This is a genomic window from Spongiibacter sp. IMCC21906, from assembly GCF_001010805.1.
In the GTDB taxonomy this organism is placed as follows: Bacteria; Pseudomonadota; Gammaproteobacteria; order Pseudomonadales; family Spongiibacteraceae; genus Spongiibacter.
The window spans coordinates 2253631-2274941 of sequence record NZ_CP011477.1; the positions used below are offsets into that span (position 1 = coordinate 2253631).

20 protein-coding genes are annotated in these 21311 nt (G+C 49.6%); 10 read left to right on the top strand and 10 right to left on the bottom strand.

The window, feature by feature from the left end:
* Nucleotides 1–8 precede the first annotated feature (8 nt).
* From IMCC21906_RS10360 to IMCC21906_RS16360, 9 genes are all read right to left on the bottom strand, one after another.
* Nucleotides 9–452, bottom strand: coding sequence for a hypothetical protein (locus IMCC21906_RS10360; protein WP_047012106.1), 444 nt, complete (start codon nt 450–452; stop codon nt 9–11).
* A 203-nt stretch (nt 453–655) separates the two neighbouring features.
* Nucleotides 656–1120 carry a type II secretion system major pseudopilin GspG gene (gene gspG, locus IMCC21906_RS10365; protein WP_047012107.1) on the bottom strand — a complete coding sequence of 155 codons (465 nt, stop codon included), beginning with the start codon at nt 1118–1120 and terminating at the stop codon, nt 656–658.
* Nucleotides 1121–1123: 3 nt separating this feature from the next.
* The gene (locus tag IMCC21906_RS10370; protein ID WP_047012108.1) at nt 1124–2122 is read right to left on the bottom strand and encodes a YhdH/YhfP family quinone oxidoreductase; all 999 of its coding nucleotides are present in this window, start codon (nt 2120–2122) and stop codon (nt 1124–1126) included.
* Nucleotides 2119–3156, bottom strand: coding sequence for a protease SohB (gene sohB / locus IMCC21906_RS10375; protein ID WP_047012109.1), 1038 nt, complete (start codon nt 3154–3156; stop codon nt 2119–2121). The genes IMCC21906_RS10370 and sohB overlap by 4 nt, the downstream gene beginning before the upstream one ends.
* A gap of 58 nt (nt 3157–3214) precedes the next feature.
* A complete protein-coding gene (locus tag IMCC21906_RS10380; protein WP_156166030.1) occupies nt 3215–3859 on the bottom strand; it encodes a cation/multidrug efflux pump in 645 nt (214 codons plus the stop codon).
* A gap of 27 nt (nt 3860–3886) precedes the next feature.
* Nucleotides 3887–5599 (bottom strand): hypothetical protein, encoded by a 1713-nt coding sequence (locus IMCC21906_RS10385; RefSeq protein ID WP_047012110.1) that lies wholly within the window; start codon nt 5597–5599, stop codon nt 3887–3889.
* 125 nt (nt 5600–5724) lie between these two features.
* Nucleotides 5725–6444 (bottom strand): DNA polymerase III subunit epsilon, encoded by a 720-nt coding sequence (gene dnaQ, locus IMCC21906_RS10390; RefSeq protein WP_047012111.1) that lies wholly within the window; start codon nt 6442–6444, stop codon nt 5725–5727.
* Nucleotides 6444–6896: a ribonuclease HI gene (gene rnhA / locus IMCC21906_RS10395; protein ID WP_047012112.1), complete on the bottom strand. Its 453-nt coding sequence runs from the start codon at nt 6894–6896 to the stop codon at nt 6444–6446. Before rnhA ends, dnaQ begins: the two co-directional genes overlap by 1 nt.
* A 7-nt stretch (nt 6897–6903) precedes the next feature.
* Entirely contained in the window at nt 6904–7668 is a 765-nt protein-coding gene (locus tag IMCC21906_RS16360) for a class I SAM-dependent methyltransferase (protein ID WP_082117445.1), read from the bottom strand.
* A 95-nt stretch (nt 7669–7763) separates the two neighbouring features.
* Between IMCC21906_RS16360 and gloB the strand changes: the two genes are divergently transcribed.
* The 9 genes from gloB (at nt 7764) to IMCC21906_RS10445 (ending at nt 18381) form a co-directional block, all read left to right on the top strand.
* A complete protein-coding gene (gene gloB, locus IMCC21906_RS10405) occupies nt 7764–8546 on the top strand; it encodes a hydroxyacylglutathione hydrolase (RefSeq protein ID WP_197085891.1) in 783 nt (260 codons plus the stop codon).
* 39 nt (nt 8547–8585) lie between these two features.
* Entirely contained in the window at nt 8586–10244 is a 1659-nt protein-coding gene (locus IMCC21906_RS10410) for a LysM peptidoglycan-binding domain-containing protein (RefSeq protein WP_052763489.1), read from the top strand.
* Between the two features lie 42 nt (nt 10245–10286).
* Entirely contained in the window at nt 10287–11321 is a 1035-nt protein-coding gene (locus IMCC21906_RS10415; protein WP_047012113.1) for an ABC transporter permease subunit, read from the top strand.
* Nucleotides 11318–12373: an ABC transporter permease gene (locus tag IMCC21906_RS10420; RefSeq protein ID WP_047012114.1), complete on the top strand. Its 1056-nt coding sequence runs from the start codon at nt 11318–11320 to the stop codon at nt 12371–12373. Before IMCC21906_RS10415 ends, IMCC21906_RS10420 begins: the two co-directional genes overlap by 4 nt.
* Nucleotides 12366–14192: an extracellular solute-binding protein gene (locus IMCC21906_RS10425; RefSeq protein WP_052763490.1), complete on the top strand. Its 1827-nt coding sequence runs from the start codon at nt 12366–12368 to the stop codon at nt 14190–14192. The genes IMCC21906_RS10420 and IMCC21906_RS10425 overlap by 8 nt, the downstream gene beginning before the upstream one ends.
* Nucleotides 14189–15172 carry an ABC transporter ATP-binding protein gene (locus tag IMCC21906_RS10430; RefSeq protein WP_047012115.1) on the top strand — a complete coding sequence of 328 codons (984 nt, stop codon included), beginning with the start codon at nt 14189–14191 and terminating at the stop codon, nt 15170–15172. The genes IMCC21906_RS10425 and IMCC21906_RS10430 overlap by 4 nt, the downstream gene beginning before the upstream one ends.
* Complete coding sequence (locus IMCC21906_RS10435; protein WP_047012116.1) at nt 15169–16155, top strand: ABC transporter ATP-binding protein; 987 nt, start codon at nt 15169–15171, stop codon at nt 16153–16155. Before IMCC21906_RS10430 ends, IMCC21906_RS10435 begins: the two co-directional genes overlap by 4 nt.
* 207 nt (nt 16156–16362) lie before the next feature.
* Entirely contained in the window at nt 16363–17238 is an 876-nt protein-coding gene (locus tag IMCC21906_RS10440) for a tyrosine-protein phosphatase (RefSeq protein WP_047012117.1), read from the top strand.
* Nucleotides 17239–18381, top strand: coding sequence for a methyltransferase (locus IMCC21906_RS10445; RefSeq protein ID WP_047012118.1), 1143 nt, complete (start codon nt 17239–17241; stop codon nt 18379–18381).
* 31 nt (nt 18382–18412) lie between these two features.
* On the opposite strand, the gene IMCC21906_RS10450 is transcribed toward IMCC21906_RS10445, so the two are convergent.
* A complete protein-coding gene (locus IMCC21906_RS10450) occupies nt 18413–19741 on the bottom strand; it encodes a methyltransferase domain-containing protein (RefSeq protein WP_047012119.1) in 1329 nt (442 codons plus the stop codon).
* A 398-nt stretch (nt 19742–20139) separates the two neighbouring features.
* Here IMCC21906_RS10450 and IMCC21906_RS10460 point away from each other — a divergent pair, with 398 nt between their 5' ends.
* Complete coding sequence (locus IMCC21906_RS10460) at nt 20140–21213, top strand: 3-deoxy-7-phosphoheptulonate synthase (RefSeq protein WP_047013342.1); 1074 nt, start codon at nt 20140–20142, stop codon at nt 21211–21213.
* The last annotated feature ends 98 nt before the right edge of the window (nt 21214–21311 follow it).

A 21311-nucleotide genomic window follows, 5' to 3' on the forward strand; every position in this document is an offset into this window, starting at 1 on the left:
TTCCCGCATTAATTATTGGTTTCTAAGCCGCCATGCATGGACAGTAAGTCGACACTAGACGCAAATTTTACGATGCTCACACCCTCAATGTAGGCCAATGCCTGAATCGCATCAACATTATCTACCCACAGCGTTAATCTCTCGTAATTTTGCTTGATACTCTGAATGTTATAGCCCGAATCACGAAGACTTTTAGTAACATGATCAAGCGTACCCGAGACATACCAAAGCTCAAGTAATACTCTGCCATGTTGATCGAGGGGTACAGCCGAGCCTTTAATAATCTCATTCCAAGCACGCTGATCATTACTTGCCAGCAGGTGTGCAACCGCACCATGGAACACTCTGGAATTCACCGTATCTGACAATTGATGGCTTTCTTTGCAGGCAGACAATAGATAGCAAATCAATCCGACGCTTATCAGTATTCGGTAGCTTTTGCGATACCGCATTTCGCAGCCCCTACGATTTAAGGTAAAACAGGGAGCTACCATATCGCTGCAATTGTTTAGAGACTGTAAGGGATTTCCCCGTTGTGCGAGCGACAAGCCACTATATTCAAGCGATAAAAACGTAGAGGCTTACTGGCTAATTAACGGAATTTGCTGAGTAGAAGTAAGCTCGTTAGACGTGTTGGATTTGACGATCAATTGGTTTAACCGGCACTTTTATAGCGCAAAACAATATCAGCTCCGTGCGCTTCACCCCCTTCTTTTCTGTCAGACCCTAAGGATTTGAGGGTAAATGACGGCGGCGCGACGGTACTGGAATATTGATAAGGTAGACCCCAAGGGTCTTCAAGCAGGTTCGAACGGCTGATGTAAGGGCCATCCCACCGTGGCGCCTTGGGCCCCGCTTTCGGAGCCACTAATAAGGCGTTGAGGCCCTGCCCAACTGTTGGATATCGTTTATTATCAAGCTTGTATTGGTGAAGGCCTGCGGCGATCCGTTCTAGATCGTTATTGACGCGATCTTTACCCGCTGCATTCATGCGTTGACCAATTTGCTCAGCTACAATCAAGCCTAGAATGCAGAGGATAATAACCATTATGACCACTTCCAGCCGGGTCATTCCTCTGTTTTTACCTGAATCAATATGCTGACAAGGCTTGGTTAACATACCTTAAGCGATCTTTACCCGATACCGTCCCACGACAGACGATTTTAAAAAATTACCCAGTATTGGCGCTGCATCCGACAGTGAAATATCGGTGGTAATGCGACTTATCACCTCTTCTGACAAGGCCCATTCGTGACTAAATCGCTGCCAAATCTTCAGTTTTTCTTCACGGTCAATATCAACAGAATCAACCCCTAACAGGTTGATGCCCCGCAATATAAATGGAAAAACACTGGATTCAAACCGGTTACCACCCGCCATGCCACAGCAAGCTACCACGCCGCCGGGATGAATAACTTTTAATATGTTCCCCAACAGCTCACCACCCACCGAGTCCACAGCGGCATCATATAGAGACTTACTAATAGGCTTGGTATCTAATACACGTTTTTCTGCCGTGGCCATGGCCGTTGTGGCACCAATAGACTCCAACCACTCAAACCGGGATTTTTTACCCGTAACGGCAGTAACATTTGCGCCCATTTTGTTTAATAACGCGACCGCAATACTCCCCACGCCCCCGGTACTGCCACTCACCAAAACCGATTTCCCAGCCAGCGACCCCATCATTTTTTCAAGCTTTGCCACGCACAGACCGGCAGTTAAGCCTGCAGTACCTAAAAACATGGCGGTCTGAGCAGCTAAATTGTCAGGACGTGCTAGTAACCAGTCGCCGGGGCAAACCAGTTGTTCAGCCAGGCCACCATCACTATTCATACCTAAGTCATATCCGGTCACAAGTACTTGGTCGCCTGCTTGCCACTGGGGGTCATTCGACTCCAAGACCTCACCACAGGCATCTATACCAAGCGTATGCGGGTATTCTTTCGTAATGCCCTTGCTCCCCGTTGCCGACATGGCGTCTTTGTAATTTAGCGAGGAGTACGTCACGGCTATTCGTACTTGGCCAGCCAACAGAGGGCTGGGCTCAAGGTCTACTAGCTCTGTGAGAAAGCGCCCATCGCAAGCACGAGTTTGCAGGGCTTTATAGCGGTTACTCATTGCCAAAACTTACCTTCTTGAAAACGAGACAACACCGACCAAACGCTTTTTTCTACTGCCGCCTCGGTGGCAACACCGACCCGTTCAGCTAAGGATTTTTTCTGCCGATAGCGGACACTGAAGATATCAGTATCGCCACGCTTACTTAATAAGTAATCATCGCTAGTTTGAATGTCGTCGATAAGTGCTTTATCGATTGCACGACGACCGTACCACACCTCGCCCGTGGCAATATCTTCAATATCCAGCTGGGGACGATGTTCTTTTACAAATTCTTTAAATAAGTTGTGAGTGTCTTCTAACTCTTCTACAAACTTCTTGCGGCCCTCGTCGGTATTTTCTCCGATCATCGTCAGGGTGCGCTTAAAGTCCCCCGCCGTATGCAGCTCTACATCTACATCGTGCTTTTTTAGCAAACGATGAAAATTAGGTAACTGGGCAACAACGCCAATAGAACCAATCACAGCAAATGGCGCAGCAAGCAAGCGGTTACCGATACAGGCCATCATATAGCCGCCACTGGCCGCGACCCGGTCAATGGCGATGGTTAGCGGTATCTGTTTATCGGTAATTCTTTGCAGTTGCGAGGCAGCCAAACCATAGCTATGCACCATGCCACCAGGGCTTTCTAATCTGAGCAATACTTCGTCACCCGGTTTGGCGATGGTTAATATTGCGGAAATCTCATGACGCAGTAGCTCTACTTCAGAGGCTTTGATATCGCCATCAAAATCAAGTACATAAAGACGCTTGCGGGGCTCTTTTTTCTCGCCCTTGCCTTTCTTCTCTAGCTTCAGGGCTTTCTTTTTGTCTTTGTGCATTTTTTTGTAAGAGGCTTCATCTTGAGTGTGAAACTTTAACAAGTCCTCCCAATCTTCAAAACGCTCGTGAAGTGGCTCAACTTCAATATGCCCTTCTCCCTGTTTCTTATTTCGTTGGCTAATGCTGGCAATAACCGTCACCAATAAAACAAATGAAACGAGTACGGTGGCGCTTTTAGCCAGAAATAGGCCGTATTCTGATAAAAATTCCAAAAATAACTCCTAGGGGTAGTACTTTAAGAAAAGGTAATCTGAGTTTTGGCTTTAAAGATCAAGGTGCCCACTGCCTTAATGCGGCTTCCGCAATCGGGTTTTCGGCACGCAAGCTTAATCCATTGTAGGTCATGTAAACAGCATATTGAGCGCCGTCCACCATTGGCGCAAATACGGCACTGCCATAATCAGCGTCAACCCAGCGCCACAAATAGTCAATCTCACGGACCCAGTACCATGCATCTACCGGGTCAGAAGAATTAACAAGATAGGCGGTATGAACTTGATTATTTTCTGCTGAGACGTCCTCGTAACGCCCAGAAATACGCTCCAGCCGGAAGATATTTGAAAACCCGAGCCTAGCCAAGTCTTTCTTCCATTTTAAAACACGGCTATCAAGTTGCCATTGGTCTCCGGCGATCATAAAAGACTGCAATGCGTCTTCATCCCGTTGGTCTACACTCACCACAAAACGTTGTTTGTCGCGTTTACCTACAAAAACTTTAGCCACTAATTCTTCGTCACCCAAGCGGCGATAACTGAGCAAATCTCTGCTCAAAAATGTTAAACCGGTGGTGGCAGACAGCGTCAAAACCAAAGCAATAACCCCCGCCATTGGCCGCCTACGCACTAACATCAAACTTAATAGACAAAGCAGAAACCCGGCACCACAAGCCGCATATAAAAATTGCTCAAGACTCATAAGTAGACTCCCCAGCTAACCGCAAGATCATACTTTCATGACCTTTTCTCGCAACTCTGCCAGCGAGTCTTCTGCAAGGCGAAGTATTTGATCATCGGCTACATAATGGCGGCCTAACTCGTTCAGGTAATACTCGATGCTGATCATGGTGTCGGCCAGTGTTTCTAAGGTTTTATTATCTTCACTGATTTCAATATTACTGCGGTGAACAAATCGGTCCATAAACACCGCAGCCGCCCGCATAACTTCCGTTATTTTGGGCATGTTCATTAGCTTAAACGCCCCTCTGACTGAGTGCAGTAAATCTGGCAACGTGCCAATATGAGTTGCATCATAGCCGGAGTCTGCGTAGGCAGAAATCGATCGTTTGACCAAGCTGATGATGTCTTTAGACTCTTGAATAACAATATCTCGTGCTATCGCCAGTTGATTATCAGTGTTAATTCGATCTATTTTTACGCTGTCAAGATCGGCCAGGTCGCTGTAGTTAAGCTGGCGGCGATCAATTTGCGCCAGGCTGCTCTCAATAAAAAGCAGGGACTCGGCTAATAACGCCAAATCGGCCTGTTTATTATCTAGCGGTTGGCCAATTAAGCGGGCAAGGCTGCCATTGTGCTCGACCAGCATGGTCGCCAAACTTGGCAGATTAAGCAGTTTCAAGACATCGCTACTTTGCTTCAGAAGCTGCATCAGGGGTTCAATTTCGTCTGTGTCCGAACGGCCATGCTGGGCTAACAGCTCAAGAATATCTCGCGCATGGCGTAACTCACCCCGAAGTTCATTCAGCACTGACGAAACCGTATCGTAGCTTAGCCCCAGCATTTGTTGGCGCATCTGTTGAAGCTCGGCGTCAGAAAGCGCCTCTGGCTGGAGGCCCGCCGCAGCCATAACTCGATGACAAAGCCCTTCTTTAACGGAGGACAGCTGCAACAAGTAGCACAACTCCCGCTCTAACAGCTCGTTACCAACACGCCGGCCTTTTAACTTTCCGCGCATTTGACCTTCTAATGCACCCAATACCCGTTTCCGCTGGGCGGAAAGCTCTAATCCCCCCTGGGCAAAGGCATCCATTAAGGCATTTGCCAGCAACCAAAACCGCTGCTCGGGGCCGGGCTCTATCACGGCACAGAGTCGGCGCAGCGCCCTGGACATTAATTCAACATGCGGCTGAAGCTTGTTGTCACGCAAGACCCCAAGCAAGCCAGTCTGATAAATTTGTCGTTGTCGAGCAAAATGCTTGATCAATAACTCAGGGGCAAGCGCTTGGCTTTTTACCCTGAGCTTAGAATCTCGGCTAAACAAGCTGGACTCTTGGGTATTAAAATAGTTGTCTGGCAGCAAAAATTGACCGTGGGCACTGCGCAGCTCATTCGCATGGGGTAAGGCCATGATGGGTATATCGGCCTTGTTGCTTTGAACATATTCCAAGTATCGGGGCAGCACAAAAAATGCCGTAGACAGTGCGTTGAGTTGGGCCTCTGGCACCGCTTCTGTTTTGTCGAGTATGCTCCGACAAAGAAACCGCATTTCGTCAGCAATCAGTGCCGCGCCGGGCACCTCCAGTAGGCGAAGTGTGCCGCCTATCTGGCGCAGATCAGTTTCACATTGGTTTAGCAGCTCAAGGCTATGGCGCTCAGCAAGAAAAGTCTCAAAGACATTGGTTGCTTTTTGTAGAGTATTACTTAGCTCTTCATAAACTAATGCTATGGAACTGGGATTGATCTCGATTCGAAGCGTCACCCGCTAACCTCACCGCCGTTCATTTTCATGTGGCGCTTTTAAATATGCATTTAAACTGCCGTTATATAAGACTATTTACCACCATTTTACTGTCTTTCACAGCGCCCTGATTTTGCCTCTCGTTATTATGAGCGTGTTTCACCTCGCCAAAGACAGTTGCCACCACTGGCTTTATCCACCGTTTCCAGCAACTTTTCATGCTCGGCCATTTCCGTTGCGCTGGCCCGAACCACTTTTAAAAGCGGTCGATTTGTCTCTAAACGACGAATGCCATCACTTTTCTCATTACTGCCCTCTTCCGACTCCTCTGCTGAGAGTGCCAACTTGGTTTGCCCCCCAGTCATTGCGAGGTAAACGTCAGCTAAAATTTCCGAGTCAAGCAAAGCACCGTGAAGATCACGCTGGGAATTGTCCACCATATAGCGCTTGCAGAGCGCATCCAGGCTATTGCGTTGACCGGGATGTTTTTGCCGGGCCATAACCAAGGTATCAACCACTGAGCAAAGCCCGGTGACGCTTTCTGGCCGCTGTATATGTTTAAGCTCTGCGTCGATAAAGCCAACGTCAAAGGGCGCATTATGAATAACCAGCTCAGCGCCGCGGATAAAATCTAAAAACTCGTCAACAATGGCAGAAAAAACCGGCTTATCTGCCAACATCTCATTGGTAATGCCGTGAACTTCAATCGCGCCCGCTTCGACCTCTCGGCCAGGATTAATATATTGATGATAATGACGGCCGGTGAGCCGTCGCCCAATCAGCTCCACACAACCTATCTCGATAATTCGATGTCCCTGAGAGGGATCGAGGCCTGTGGTTTCAGTGTCCAGGACAATTTGACGCATCAAACGTGCTCCGCTTCATCTATGCCTTTATTCGCCAAAGCATCAGCCAATTCATTCTCGGGATGACCACTGTGGCCTTTTACCCATTGCCAATCAATTTGGTGACGCTGAGATTGCTCATCAAGCAGTCGCCATAAATCAGCATTTTTGACCGGCTGTTTAGCTGCGGTTTTCCAGTTACGTTTTTTCCAGTTTTCGATCCACTCAGTGATGCCTTTGCGAACGTACTGGGAATCGGTGGTTAACACCACCTGACAGGATTGCTTTAACGCAGTGAGCGCCTGAATTGCGGCCATTAATTCCATGCGGTTATTGGTGGTTTGTTTTTCACCACCAAACAATTGCTTCTCTTTCCCATCCCAACGCAGCAAAGCGCCCCAACCTCCCGGCCCAGGGTTGCCACGGCAAGCCCCATCGGTAAATATTTCAACAACTTTGGGGGTCTGGGTCATTCTGGCCTCATGATTTGATATTGCGGGTGGCCCCAGCCATGGCGGGGTGCCGTAAAATTTGTGCCCGTTCTCGAAGTGAATCCACAGAGGGCGTTAATGGCGCCCGGTATTTTGTCGCGCTCAGCACAAAAACACCACCCATAAACGTCTTTGACGATAAGGCACTATGGTTCATACAAAAATCAGGCTTGTTTACCGGAATACGGTGAAAAGCGTAAGAGACATCATTCACCTCAAAACCCAGCAGCGACAACCAGTCAGAAATGCGATGAATACTAAGCCGGTGATTTTGCCACATGGCGCTACGCTTAACTCTGCCCAGTAGCCCCCGCAGCGCTAACAACGAATAGGGATTGATACCACAGACAACCACCTTGCCGTGGGGAACAATCACCCGCTCTATTTCTCTGAGCACCCAATGGGGGTTTTCAACAAACTCTAAAAGATGGTGGAGCACAACAACGTCTTGGGACTCGTTAGCAATGGGGAGCTGCTGAAAATCGCAAATAGCATCCAACACTTGGCTGAATCCATATTGAGCTGGACTCCCAAGATGATATTGTCGACGAAAATCTTCCGTCTCCAGTGGGCAGCCCTCCGGAATCACCGACAGCTTCAACAAGTTGTAATGGGCCACACTTGTTTCATGCACTGCCTGACAAATCAATGGCTGCTCTTCGTTCAGAATTGTGCGGCCCATTGGGGACTTAAACCACTGCCTCAGCGCAGGAAGCAAGACATCTGGAGAGTGTTGAGTACGCCATCTAGCCATTTATTGCCCTCCCTTCACGAAACATGAACTAGCACACAAGTTACTGGCCCTGATATTGCAAGATACAACGACCTTCTTTAACCTTGACGGTTATGATGAAAAACCTGATCTCGATTACGGCGATACCAGCGTTCAATGATAACTATATCTGGTGCTTAAGCCGGGACAAGCAAGCAGTCTTAGTCGACCCCGGCGAAGCCAAACCGGCGCTGGCAGCCCTTGAACGCCTGGGACTTAAGCTTACCGCAGTTTTGATTACCCATCACCACCCTGATCATGTGGGTGGATTGGCCGAGTTGCGTCAGCATTACCCCAGCATGGACGTGTTGGGGCCAAACAATGATATTGACGAAATTGAAACTCGGGTTGAAGAAGGCGCGACGGTCGAGGTGCTCAATAGTGTATTTTCGGTGATAGCGGTGCCCGGCCACACCCTTGATCACATAGCTTATTTTTGCCAAGACAACGTAGAGACCCCTAGCCTTTTTTGTGGCGACACACTTTTTGCTGGTGGCTGCGGTCGTTTGTTTGAGGGCAGCCCGGAACAAATGCTTGAATCGCTGTCCAAGCTCGCGGCGTTGCCAGCAGAGACACTAGTCTATTGCGCCCACGAATATACGCTCAACAATTTACGTTTTGCCCTAGCCGTTGAACCGGGCAACACAGAACTACAGCAACGCTTCAAAACAACACAACAACTTAGAGATCAAAACGTGGCCACCGTGCCATCAAAATTAGATCTTGAGTATAAAACCAATCCGTTTCTTAGGGTGCAGAGTCCAGAGCTACAACGTAATGTTGCCCATTGGGCAAATCTAAAAAACTGGACTAACACTGAAATTTTTGCGAACTTGCGGTCATGGAAAGACAGCTTTTAAGTCGCTACTAAGGATGGGATAGCGCTGATACGACAAATTATGAAAAACAATAACAGTTTAATCACAGTGACAATTCTCATGCTGGCTGCGCTTGCAAGCGCCTGCGCGCCGGTGCAGCAAAATCGTCGCAGTGAAGCCGCACCATCCCATAAGATCAAAGCACACTGCAGTAACACAGGCAGTATTCGCAACGGAAGTTGCGAATTAGTAGGTATTTCTGAAGAAAGAGTGCTTCGTAATAAATCCGCCAAAAACTACCGATACGACGGTAAAGCCGTATCTAAATCGGCTGTTGTCAAAAAAGAAACGCCGCCCCCATCCGCTACGGCGCCCCAAGAATACGACTCTCTTTGGTTAAGACTCGGGGATTTAATGGAGCTCGAAGCGCTAGCCAAGCGTGCCGAGGTAGAAGATAAAGAAGAGTGGTATGCCAAACATCCATACTACTTAGGCAAAGTCAGCAAGCGCAGCTCTCGCTACATCCACTACATTATGTACCGGTTGGAAAAGCGCGGCTTGCCCTTAGATCTTGCGCTGCTCCCTATTGTAGAAAGTGCCTATGATCCACTGGCTTACTCCCACGGCCGCGCAGCCGGTTTGTGGCAGTTTATTCCCAGCACCGCAAAACATGTTGGGATAAAGCAGGATTGGTGGTTCGATGGTCGACGCGATGTCATTGATGCCACAGAGGCGGCATTAGACTACCTTGAAGCGCTAAACAAACGCTTTGATGGCGACTGGTTATTAACTCTTGCGGCCTATAATGCGGGTGGCGGCACCGTCAACAAAGCCATTCGTCGCAACAAAGGTTTAGGGCGAGACACCGACTTCTGGTCTTTAAAATTACCTAAAGAAACAAGAGATTACGTGCCAAAGTTCTTGGCACTTATCAAGATATACAAGAATCCTGCAAGCTATAACGTCAACCTGCCTACCCTCGCTGACGCGCCACATTTTGCGGTTGTTAACACCGGTAGCCAAATCGACTTAGCGCAAGCCGCTAAATTAGCCGATATCAGTGTTGATGAATTGTACCGATTAAACCCCGGCTTTAACCGGTGGATGACCTCTCCCGAGGGGCCTCACCGCCTGTTGATACCCAACAATAAAGCCGACATTTTTCGACAGCGACTCGCACAACTCCCCCCCGAAGACAGAATCAACTGGCAACAATACGCCGTTAAACGCGGGGACAATCTGACCAAAATTGCCCGCGCCAATCACGTTGATGTGGCAACCATCAAAGCCAATAACAAACTTAAATCCAATAATCTTCAAGTTGGCCAATTACTGCTGATTCCAGACTCCCTCAACGCCAGCGGCCCCTTAAGCGGCAATGACAGTACCGAACTCGTTAAACAGTTTTATACCGTCCGCCCCGGCGACACGCTCGGCCACATCGCTGAGCAACATAATGTATCCGTTAAAGAAATTACCAGCTGGAATAAATTGAAACGGAACGGTGTCATTCGTCCCGGTCAAAAACTTGCGGTCTGGGTCGAGAACGAAATCGATTCGCGAATGATCCGCAAAGTGGGATACAAAGTTCGTAAGGGCGACTCTCTCGCCCGCATTGCCAGTCGTTTTAAAGTAGAAATCAGCGACATTGTCTCTTGGAATAAAATCAATCCCAGCAAATATCTTCGCCCTGGCCAGTCACTGACCCTTTATGTAGACATCACTCGCGACGGACTTTGAGTTACTATGGCTGTTTTCTCATACACTGACTAAGCGAGACCTATGGCGGCTTACTTTCTTCGCCGATTTCTTCTGATCATCCCCACCTTTATTGGCATCACCTTACTGGTGTTTGCCATCACGCGGGTCGTACCCGGTGGCCCCATCGAAAGAATGATGACACAGGCGCAATTGGGCGGTGAAGCGGGCTCCCTCAGTCGTGGGCAAAACAGTGGTGGCAGCCTTTCTGAAGACCAGCTAAAGGAGTTAGAACGCTATTACGGCTTTGATAAACCCGTGCTGGCCAGCTACGTGGGGTGGCTAAAGAATGTCGTGCAGCTGGATTTGGGCTTATCCACTCGCTACCAAGACCCGGTCTGGGACATCATTAAAGAACGTTTTCCGGTGTCACTGTTTTACGGTATTACCACCCTCATTCTCACCTATGCGGTCTGTATTCCCCTTGGCCTATTAAAGGGAATGCACCATGGTGGCCAATTTGATGCCTGGTCCTCAGCGGTGGTGTTTTTTGGCTACGCCCTGCCCAGCTACGTCATTGCTATCGCCCTTATCTCCTTATTTTCCGGCTACTGGGATATTTTCCCTCTGGGCGGTTTTGTCAGCGATGATTTTGATGAAATGACGCTTTGGCAGCGCAGCCAGGATATATTTCATCATGCCGTACTACCCCTTATTGCCTATACCGCAGGCAGTTTTGCCGTTACCACCTTTATGATGAAAAACGCGCTGATGGACAACCTATCGGCAGACTATATGCGAACCGCCAGCGCAAAGGGGCTGGGGCGCGGCCAAGCGGTAAAACGTCATGCCATGCGCAACAGCTTGATTCCCATCGCCACCTCCTTTGGCAACAATATTTCGCTGTTAATCGGCGGCTCGTTTCTGATCGAAACCATTTTTAATATTGATGGTATTGGCTTGCTCGGTTACGAGGCGATATTAGAGCGGGACTACCCCATCGTAATGGGCATTTTGGTAATTTCATCGCTGTTGTATATGGTGGGAAATATTCTTTCAGATATCTGCGTCGCATTGGTCGACCCCCGTATTCGCTTTGGGGGGCCGAGTAAATCATGAGCCTGTTTACCCTAAAAAATCCTGTTGCCAAAAAACGCTGGCAGCGCTTTAAGCAGAGCCGGCGGGGTTATATTTCGGCCTGGCTATTATTAATTCTCACCGTATTGAGTCTAGGTGCCGAACTGCTGGCCAGCAACAGAGCCTTAGTGGTGCAGTATGAAGGCGCGCTGTATTTTCCGACCTTTGGTGATGTCCACAGCGGTGAAGACTTTGGTTTGGATTACGCCTACGAAGTCAATTATCGGGAACTAAAGGCCACGTTTCAGGCTGAGGGCCAGGGCAACTGGTTGCTCATGCCGCCAATCCCCTTTAGCCCATTAGAAACCGACTTGGTGGCGGGTGACTTTCCGCCCCATGCGCCCTCGATTGATAAAGCCCACTACCTAGGCACCGACACCAGCGGTCGAGACGTGGCGGCAAGGCTTATTTATGGCTTTCGCATTGCCATTCTGTTCTCGATTGCGCTGTTGGTACTGAACTACAGCGTCGGGGTGAGTATTGGCTGTCTGATGGGCTTTTGGGGCGGGGCCTTTGACCTGCTCTTTCAGCGAATTATCGAGATTTGGTCCAATATTCCCTTTTTGTATGTGATCATGATCGTTGCCTCCATCATCACGCCCACATTCTGGACCCTGCTGTTTATCATGGCCTTCTTTGGCTGGACGGCAATGACCTGGTATATGCGCACCGCCACCTACAAAGAAGTCGCGAGAGATTATGTGATGGCAGCCCGCGCCTTGGGCGCCTCTGGCAGCCGTATTATGTTCAGGCATATTTTGCCGAACAGCGTCTCTACTCTAGTCACCTTTGTGCCCTTTTCTGTTGCCGCTGGCATAACCTCGTTAACGGCCTTGGACTACCTTGGCTTTGGGCTGCCGTCGCCAACGCCAAGCTGGGGCGAACTGCTCAAACAAGGCACAGAAAATATGGAATCCATTTGGATTGTCGGCTCGGTTGTCGTCGCAATGACGGTTATCTTAATGTTGGTAGCCTACGTGGGTGAAGCTATCCGCGACGCCTACGATCCTAAACAATTTAGTTATTATGAATAGTTTTTTACGGTTTACCGTTTTTATCGCCGGGTTATTATTGGCATCAATGAGTTGGGCCGAACCCGCGCCACTGCCAACAAAACTGCCGGATACGCTTCATTGGAAAACCAACAATGACGACCCTATTTTTGCCAGCCCAAAGGCTAAACGCGGCGGCAGGTTCAGGAGTTTTATCACCAGCTTTCCACTTACGCTGCGCTTAGTCGGACCAGATTCTAACGGCAGTTTTGCTAATTATTTGCGCGCCAATAATCTAAGCCTGGTGGGTATTCATCCCGATACGCTAAACCCCATCCCAGAACTTGCTACCCACTGGGCTTTTGGTGATGACGGCCACAGCATTTTTTACCGGCTTGATCCCGATGCTCGCTGGTCTGACGGCACCCCCGTCACCGCCGATGACTATGTTTTTGCGCTCAAATTTATGCGCTCCAAATTTATTCTCGCACCGTGGTATAACAACTATTTTTCAGAGGTGATTACCGAGCTGGTTAAATACGATGACTACACCATTGGCATTACCGGCTCCGTGGCCAAACCTGCCGATGAAATGCTATTTGAAATCAGCATGTCGCCAGTGCCCGAACATTTTCATCAGCTGAATGAAACCTGGGTCAGAGATTACAACTGGCGCGTAGAACCCAACACCGGCCCCTACCAGATCAGTGAAGTTCGCAAGGGAAAATATGTAGAATTCACCCGCAAGCAGCACTGGTGGGCGGATAAAAAGCGCTACTTTCAATACCGGTTTAACCCTGAGCATATTAAAGTCAAAGTGATCCGGGATATAAATATTGCTTACCAATACTTTCGCAAAGGCGAGTTAGAGAGCTTTCCGCTGCTTATGCCGCATTTTTGGCATAAAAAAGCCCAAGGTGATATCTATAAGCAAGGCTACGTCGGCAAGATTAAATTTTACAACGATGTTCCCCAACCTATTACGGGCTTGTTTCTTAACGAAGACAGCAAACCCCTTGACGACAAACTGGTACGTTACGGCCTCGCCCACGCATTGAATGTGCAAAAAGTCATCGACACCGTACTCCGTGGTGACTACGAACGGATGCAAACAGCCCATGAAGGTTATGGGGATTACAGCAACACCGACATTCGCGCCCGCCGGTTTGATCTTGCCAAAGCAGATGACTATCTGGATGAAGCCGGTTGGGACAAACGCGGCCCCGACGGCATTCGGGTTAAAGAGGGTGAGCGTTTAAGCATTCGTATCACCTACTACAACAGCGGCCATAATGACCGTCTCGTGATTTTGGCCCAAGAAGCCCGTAAAGCGGGCATTGAACTGAAGTTAAACTTGCTGGATGCCTCCACGGCGTTCAAGCAGATTTTAGAGAATAAGCATCAGGCCGCCTGGATGGCGTGGTCCGGGGCTGGTCTGTCACCGCGGTTTTGGGAGTTCTACCATTCCACCAACGCCCACAAACCCCAAACCAATAATGTCACCAACACCGATGACCCGGTGATGGATGAGAAAATTATGGCTTACCGCAAAGCCACCGACAAAGCCACTCGGGTGCGTCTAGCCCACGAGTTAGAACAAATGATTCACGATCAAGGCTCTTACATCCCTACCTTTAAAGTGCCGTACACCCGCGAAGCATTTTGGCGATGGCTAAAGTTGCCGGCCTTTCATGGCACCCGCACCAGCGACCAACTGTTTTCACCCATGGGCGGCAGCGGCGGCTTATTCTGGATTGATGAAGACGAAAAAGATCGTATAGAAGCCATGAAAGACGACGGCGAAAAATTACGCCCCGCGCCGTTGCTAATTCTGGACGAAACCTGGAAACGCGATAAATGAGCCTTCTGGAACTACAAGATCTGGCGGTGGAAATCCGAGACGACAGCGGCTGTTACCGGGAGCTGGTTAGCGGCGTGTCCCTGGCGATAGCACCGGGAAAAACCTTGGGACTAGTGGGTGAATCCGGCTGTGGCAAAAGCCTTACCGCCATGTCGATACTCGACTTGCTCCCCAAGCCCCAGGCCAGGCTCAGCCGCGGCAAGGTTTTTTATCAGCAACGCCAAATCAATGGTCTGGCACCAAAACAAAAAGCCCAAATCAGAAGTGGTGAAATTGCGGTCATTTTCCAAGACCCCATGAGCGCCCTAAACCCGGTACAGCGCATTGGCCATCAAATTACCGAGGCGCTAACACTGCATTTTCCTAAACGCAGCAAGTCAGCCAACCGGCAACGGGCCATCGAGCTACTTCTTGAGGTTGGCATCCCCGCTGCCGCCGAGCGCATCGACGCCTACCCGCACCAGCTATCAGGGGGAATGCGCCAGCGGGTCATGATCGCCATGGCACTCAGCTGCGAGCCTAAAATGCTCATTGCCGATGAGCCAACAACAGCGCTGGACGTTACCATTCAAGCTCAAATTGTGCAGTTACTAAAACGCCTGCAACATGAAAAAGGCATGGCGATGCTGTTTATTACCCATGATTTGGCACTGGTCTCACAACTCAGCGACGAAATCGCAGTCATGTATGCGGGGCAGCTCGTTGAACAAAACCGTAGCAGTGACATTTTTAATCGCCCTCGCCACCCTTATACTAAGGGTTTACTGGCAGCACTGCCCGGCGGTGCCCGCGCGCCAAAAAGTCGACTGCAATCACTTGAGGGCCTCGTTCCCTCGGTGGATGCCATGCCTAAAGGCTGCCGCTTTGCTAATCGTTGCAGCCACGTCACCGCTATTTGCCGTGAAGATAACCCTAGCTTAGAAACCGTTGTCGATGGCGCTGCCGTTGCTTGTCATCACTGGCGGGAGATCGTGGCATGAGCGACATTTTATTAGAAGTTGACGATCTGAAGCTGCACTTCCCCCAGAAATCCGGCTTGTTTTCTGGCAAGCCAAAAAGTGTCAAAGCTGTCGATGGCGTCAGTTTCTCTATTCAAAGCGGCGAAACCCTTGGTTTAGTGGGCGAATCCGGTTGTGGGAAAAGCAGCCTGGGTAAGGCGTTATTAAACCTGCACCGGCCCACGGGTGGCAGCGTTCGCTATCAAGGCCGCAATATAGCAGGTTTGTCCGACCGAGAGATGCGCCCTCTTCGTCGCGATCTGCAGATGATTTTTCAAGATCCTTTTGAGTCACTCAACAGCCGTCACACCGTTGAATCCATCATCGAAGAACCCCTGCAAATCCATAAAATCGGTGATCAAGCGAGTCGAAAAAAACGCGTCCAACAATTATTGGAGCTAGTCGGCTTACCTGACCGGGCCGCCAATAAATATCCCCATGAGTTTTCTGGTGGGCAGCGTCAACGTATTGGAATCGCCCGGGCCATCGCCCTAGAGCCCAAATTATTAATATGTGATGAACCGGTATCGGCCCTCGATGTATCGGTACAGGCGCAAATTCTCAATTTGCTCATCGACATACAACAGGAGCTGGGCTTAGCCATGTTGTTTATATCCCACGACCTTTCGGTGGTGCGGCATATGAGCGATCGAATTGCAGTGATGTACTTGGGCAAGCTGGCCGAGCTTGCCCCTGCCGAAACGGTTTACCAGCAACCTCGCCACCCTTATAGTCAGACGTTGTTGTCTGCGCTGCCTGTGATAGGTAAACCGGCTGAGAACCTGGTGATCGCTAAAGGCGATTTACCTTCGCCACTAGCGCCGCCACCCGGCTGCCGCTTTCACACCCGCTGCCCTTACAAGAAAGACCATTGCGCAGAGGCAGAACCGGTTTTACAAACACGCGCCCAAGAACAACACTGGACGGCTTGTCACTACTGGCCTGAGATTGCATCTGCAACATAAGCTTAACCTGTACGTCTGTGTATGCTCGGTGCTCCAGCGTTGCGGATTGCCTATGAGCAAGTACGTCGATAAAAATCCGATATATCACAGAGTACTAGCAATGCTCCCTAGCCCGGTCCGGCAACAATGTTTTGCTATAACTGCAATGGTTTTTGTTACTGACGACGCGTTACAATGGGGGAATCTGTTGTTTAAGTCGCCTCGAATATGAAACTGCCACCCGTCGAATCTGTTGATTTACCCTACGACCTTAGTTCCCGCCCTATCCCCGCCCAGCTGCCTTACGGACAGCGTTTGGATATGCGCAAGCTGCCCTTTAATCGCGCCCATAACTTCCGCGACATCGGTGGTTACCAGACCACAGATGGCCGAAGCATAAAGTGGGGAATGGTATATCGCTCAGACAAACTCTCACGGCTCAGCGAGGACGATCAAGGTTTTCTTGAGCGACTTGGGATTCGCAGAGTGATCGATTTTCGATCAGATCAAGAGCGGAGAGAATCGCCACACAGCTTACTACCCAATTCGAAAATCGCGATTCACCCCATGCCCGTTTCGGTGGACGCCGCGCAAGTAGAAATTATCTCTCGACACTTACAAGAACAAAATTCAACGCCTGAGCAAATGGGACGCTTTTTAATTGAAGCCAATCGAGAAATGGTTGAGCGGTTTTCTGATACCTTCAAAAACTGGATTCAGCAATTACTCGACGAAAATAATTACCCCCAAGTTTTCCACTGCACGGCCGGCAAAGACCGCACAGGCTTTGCTGCAGCAGTGTTGCTTACAGCGCTGGGGGTGTCCCGCGAAACCATAATGGACGATTATTTAGCGACCAATCACTTTACAAAAATACGTATTGAACAAGCCGTTCGGTTTCTCGCCGACCACAGCCTATATCAGGTGAACAGCGATGTCGTCAGAGCTCTATTTGGCGTCCAGCCCCGTTATCTCAATGAAGCTTTCAAGGCGATGGAAGAAAAATATCATAGCGTTGACGAATATCTGGAAGTGGGTTTGGGCATTGGACCTGCCGAGAAAGCACGTTTACAAGCCTTGTTACTGGAAGAGCCACAAAGCTAAGTGAGCAGCAATACTCTTTTCCAGTCACCCTTTGGCGAACTCCAGCTGCTGCGACGCCCCCGGCGCCCCAACGAAGTCTTGCAAGCCTGGGACGCAGCAGATCATTACCTGCTCAAACACCTTGCTGAAACACCTCCGGCACCCGGCGCTCAAATTTTAGTAGTAAATGACCGCTTTGGTAGCTTGGCACTGGCTTTGATTAAAGCCGGTTTTCAATGTGATAGCTGGGGCGATTCGGCCGTAGCTCAACTTGCGGTGAACGAAAATGCGCAGCGAAATGATCTCAGCCCGCCAGGCTTGATTACAGGCACTGACGCCATCACCGCAAACTATGATCTGATTCTTTATAAGCTGCCCAAAAGCCATTCTTTGATGCAATATCAGTTGCAGATATTGACCGCCGCTTGCGAATCTAACGGGGAGATTATTGGTGCTGCGATGGCTAAGCATATCGATGCCGCTACCATCAACGTTCTCAATAAGCTTGTGGGTGACGCCCGGCCGGGGTTGGCATGGAAAAAGGCGCGATTAATCAACTTCCCCAAAGCGCCGGTAAATAGCCTGCCAGAAAACGATGCCAAAGCGCTTGAGGTTCCCGAGCTGGGGTTGACCCTCATTAACCGCGCCAATGTGTTTTCCAGAGGCAAGCTAGACCGCGGCAGTCGATTACTATTGGATTGTTATAAACGCCTATCCCTGCCCGCCAAACCACACATTGCTGACTTGGGTTGCGGCAATGGCTTGCTGGGTATTACCGCGCTGACAGGGTGGCCAGATGCATCAGTTCATTTTTTTGACGATTCATTTATGGCCATTGATAGCGCCACGCAAAATGTGCAGCGCAACCTGCCTGACAGCGCAGGCATGACTGAATTTACCGCCAGCGATTGTATGTTTAATTATCAGGGGCCGTCTTTTGACCTGGTGTTATGCAATCCCCCTTTTCATCAAGAATATGATCTTGGCGATCAAATTGCCCGGCAGATGTTCGCGGACAGTCACCGCCAGCTTAAACCCCGCGGCCAGCTCTGCGTGGTTGGCAACCGGCACTTGGGCTACCATCAAATTCTGAAAAAACGGTTTAGCCAGGTCGAGCTAATCGGGTCTGACGCAAAATTTGTAGTGCTGTTGGCCCGACGTTAACACAAGGTGCAATTTACCTTTCTAGTGCCCATTAACGACTCAATAACACCAACGATTCCATGTGCTGACTGTGGGGGAACATATCCGCAGCGACCGCAGCCTCGACCTTAAACCCTCCATCACAAAGTGCCTGTAAATCCCGTTTTAAACTGCCGGGATCGCAGGATACGTAAGCGATGATTTTGAGTGATTTTTTAGTCGCCAAATATTCGCAAAGCAACTTTGCTCCCGCCCGGGGAGGATCAAGAACAAGCTTGTTAACCCCTTGGGGCAAAATCAATTGCTCGCCATCAAACAGATCAACTTTGCGGAAATCGATAGTTAAACCCGCCGCGTCCGCTTGCTGTCGGGCACGTTCGATCATTGCCTCGCCAGCATCAAAACCGATAACGGTCGCCCCGCTAGCTGCTAGCAATTTGCTGAAATTTCCCAAGCCACAGAAATAATCGGCTATTCGCTCTCCCGATTGGGGCGAAAGCCACGCTGTAATGGTCTCCAAAATTTGCCAATTGATAGTCTGATTTACCTGGGTAAAGTCCCCCGGCAAAAACTGCAGTTGTTGTGACTGGGGTAAGGAATACGTCAACGGCTGGGCGGTAGGACTCAACCACCGGTGGTCTGCGCTGCTTGCCTCGTAAACCGTGATGCCCTCTGCCAATGCAGCAACTAATCCTGAAAGCAGTTTGTCACTGGGCCGGTTTCGCTGCAGAATTTTTATGCCGATATGATCATTGTCGCCCAGCGCTAATTCCAACTCACTGGGGCCGGCAGTGTCCAGATAAGCAAGTAAGCTCGCCCGGTGTGTTTCAAGGGCATGATTTAACGGCTCGGCCAAAATTGGGCAGTGATCGAAGGCAATAATGTCGTGACTGCCCTCGGCTTTAAATCCCAGCTGCCCACGGCGATAACTTAGTCGAGCGCGATGCCGGTATCCCCGGTCATCACCGCTAAGCAACGGTATATCATCAAGCTCCACACTACTATGGCTTGGTAGGGCTGACAGCAACTGTTGTAGTCGTCGCCGCTTATGCTGGCGCTGCTCATTAATACTTAAGTGTTGTAACTGGCAGCCACCACATTGCTCATACAGCTTACAGAATGGCTCAACTCGCTCAGCAGAGGCCTCCATACAATCCAGCATTTCGGCTTCATCAAAACGCTTTTGCTGTTTAAGCAACCGGGCAGATACTTTTTCACCTGCTAAGGCGCCTTTAACAAAGACGAGCTTACCGTTAATACGACCGATACCTCGACCTTCGTCAGACAGCCGCTCTATATCCATTTCAATCGGCGTTTGTGACGGTGTTTTCTGGGGCTTTTTAGTGGGTTTAAAGCCACGCCCTCGAGCTGATCTAGCCATTATCGAACGCCATTATTCGGGGTAAATGCCCGGTATTGTTGCAAACATTGCTGCTTTCTTTTGTGTAATTGCCGTTGTTGTTGGGGCGTTTCAGCGCTGGCCGTAGCCAGTTGATCGCAGGGCAGCCGCGAATAATCTTCACTATCAATCACACGGATTTGTGGTGTCCATTTGCGAACAGGTCCTTGTTCAGCACCATCACTAGGGGCCCCTGCCCAGCTGGGCAGACTAAAAATGACTAACAAACATCTGAGGTAAAACAAGGGAATCATCCAACCGCGAGGAGTTTTTTGCCATTTTACTGTTTAAATCCCCTGCTTTGCATTTATTTGCGTGGCTGATGCGTTAAAATGCCCGGCTCTTTTTATTTTGTTGTTTATCTGATTTGCGAAGGCCTTATGTCTAAACCCATTATTGAGAATCTCAACGTTGAAGCGCAGGAAGTGCTTATTACGCCCGCAAGGCTTAAAGCTGCCCTGCCCATGAGCGATAGCGCCCGCGAGTTAGTGTCCCAAAGCCGCCAAACTATTCGCGACATCCTTGATCGCACTGATCACCGCATGTTTATCGTGGTCGGCCCCTGCTCTATTCACGACACAGACGCTGCGCTGGACTATGCCCAACGTTTGAAAAAACTGGCTGATGAAGTCAGCGACACACTGCTCATTGTGATGCGCGTGTATTTTGAAAAACCCCGGACTACCGTGGGCTGGAAAGGCTTGATCAACGATCCACATTTGAACGATACCTTCAAAATTGAAGAAGGTTTAAATATCGGCCGCAAATTGCTAATGGATATTACTGAAATCGGCCTGCCGACGGCAACCGAGGCTCTAGACCCTATTTCGCCACAGTATCTGCAGGATTTTATTGCTTGGTCAGCGATTGGTGCGCGCACCACCGAATCGCAAACCCACCGGGAAATGGCCAGCGGCCTGTCTTCTGCCGTGGGTTTTAAAAATGGCACTGACGGCGGCATTTCTGTCGCCATGAATGCCATTGGCTCTGCGGTACACCCCCACCGTTTTCTGGGCATTAATGACGATGGCCAAGTCGCGGTGATTCATACTCGCGGCAACGCCTACGCCCATGTGGTATTACGTGGTGGCAGCGCTGGCCCAAACTACGATTCGGTACATATCAAACTGTGCGAAGAAGCACTGGAAAAAGCCAACTATCCAGTCAATATCATGGTGGATTGCAGCCACGCCAACTCCAACAAAAACCCCGCCCTGCAGCCATTGGTTGTAGAAGATGTGGGCAACCAGATTTTAGAGGGCAACAAATCCATTGTCGGATTAATGATTGAAAGCCACTTAAAACCGGGCAATCAGAGTATTTCCGCTGACCTCAGCCAGCTTCAATACGGTGTTTCTGTTACCGATGGCTGCATTGGTTGGGACGACACCGAGGCGACACTGCGTAAACTTCGTGACAAAGTGAAAGATGCATTGCGTAGCCGCAACAGCTGAGGCAGCAAATGTTTATTTTGAAAAGCGTCCTGATTGGGCGCTTTTTTTTGATCTGAAATTTAAGCTACCGCGTAAGCAAGGTTGCTTCTATACCATCT

What these genes read in the sequence shown, in the direction of transcription:
- IMCC21906_RS10360 (WP_047012106.1), bottom strand. Translation starts at nt 452, where the DNA reads ATGCGGTATCGCAAAAGCTACCGAATACTGATAAGCGTCGGATTGATT.
- gspG (WP_047012107.1), bottom strand. Translation starts at nt 1,120, where the DNA reads ATGTTAACCAAGCCTTGTCAGCATATTGATTCAGGTAAAAACAGAGGA.
- IMCC21906_RS10370 (WP_047012108.1), bottom strand. Translation starts at nt 2,122, where the DNA reads ATGAGTAACCGCTATAAAGCCCTGCAAACTCGTGCTTGCGATGGGCGC.
- IMCC21906_RS10380 (WP_156166030.1), bottom strand. Translation starts at nt 3,859, where the DNA reads ATGAGTCTTGAGCAATTTTTATATGCGGCTTGTGGTGCCGGGTTTCTG.
- dnaQ (WP_047012111.1), bottom strand. Translation starts at nt 6,444, where the DNA reads ATGCGTCAAATTGTCCTGGACACTGAAACCACAGGCCTCGATCCCTCT.
- rnhA (WP_047012112.1), bottom strand. Translation starts at nt 6,896, where the DNA reads ATGACCCAGACCCCCAAAGTTGTTGAAATATTTACCGATGGGGCTTGC.
- IMCC21906_RS16360 (WP_082117445.1), bottom strand. Translation starts at nt 7,668, where the DNA reads ATGGCTAGATGGCGTACTCAACACTCTCCAGATGTCTTGCTTCCTGCG.
- gloB (WP_197085891.1), top strand. Translation starts at nt 7,764, where the DNA reads ATGAAAAACCTGATCTCGATTACGGCGATACCAGCGTTCAATGATAAC.
- IMCC21906_RS10410 (WP_052763489.1), top strand. Translation starts at nt 8,586, where the DNA reads ATGAAAAACAATAACAGTTTAATCACAGTGACAATTCTCATGCTGGCT.
- IMCC21906_RS10415 (WP_047012113.1), top strand. Translation starts at nt 10,287, where the DNA reads ATGGCGGCTTACTTTCTTCGCCGATTTCTTCTGATCATCCCCACCTTT.
- IMCC21906_RS10420 (WP_047012114.1), top strand. Translation starts at nt 11,318, where the DNA reads ATGAGCCTGTTTACCCTAAAAAATCCTGTTGCCAAAAAACGCTGGCAG.
- IMCC21906_RS10425 (WP_052763490.1), top strand. Translation starts at nt 12,366, where the DNA reads ATGAATAGTTTTTTACGGTTTACCGTTTTTATCGCCGGGTTATTATTG.
- IMCC21906_RS10430 (WP_047012115.1), top strand. Translation starts at nt 14,189, where the DNA reads ATGAGCCTTCTGGAACTACAAGATCTGGCGGTGGAAATCCGAGACGAC.
- IMCC21906_RS10435 (WP_047012116.1), top strand. Translation starts at nt 15,169, where the DNA reads ATGAGCGACATTTTATTAGAAGTTGACGATCTGAAGCTGCACTTCCCC.
- IMCC21906_RS10440 (WP_047012117.1), top strand. Translation starts at nt 16,363, where the DNA reads ATGAAACTGCCACCCGTCGAATCTGTTGATTTACCCTACGACCTTAGT.
- IMCC21906_RS10450 (WP_047012119.1), bottom strand. Translation starts at nt 19,741, where the DNA reads ATGGCTAGATCAGCTCGAGGGCGTGGCTTTAAACCCACTAAAAAGCCC.
- IMCC21906_RS10460 (WP_047013342.1), top strand. Translation starts at nt 20,140, where the DNA reads ATGTCTAAACCCATTATTGAGAATCTCAACGTTGAAGCGCAGGAAGTG.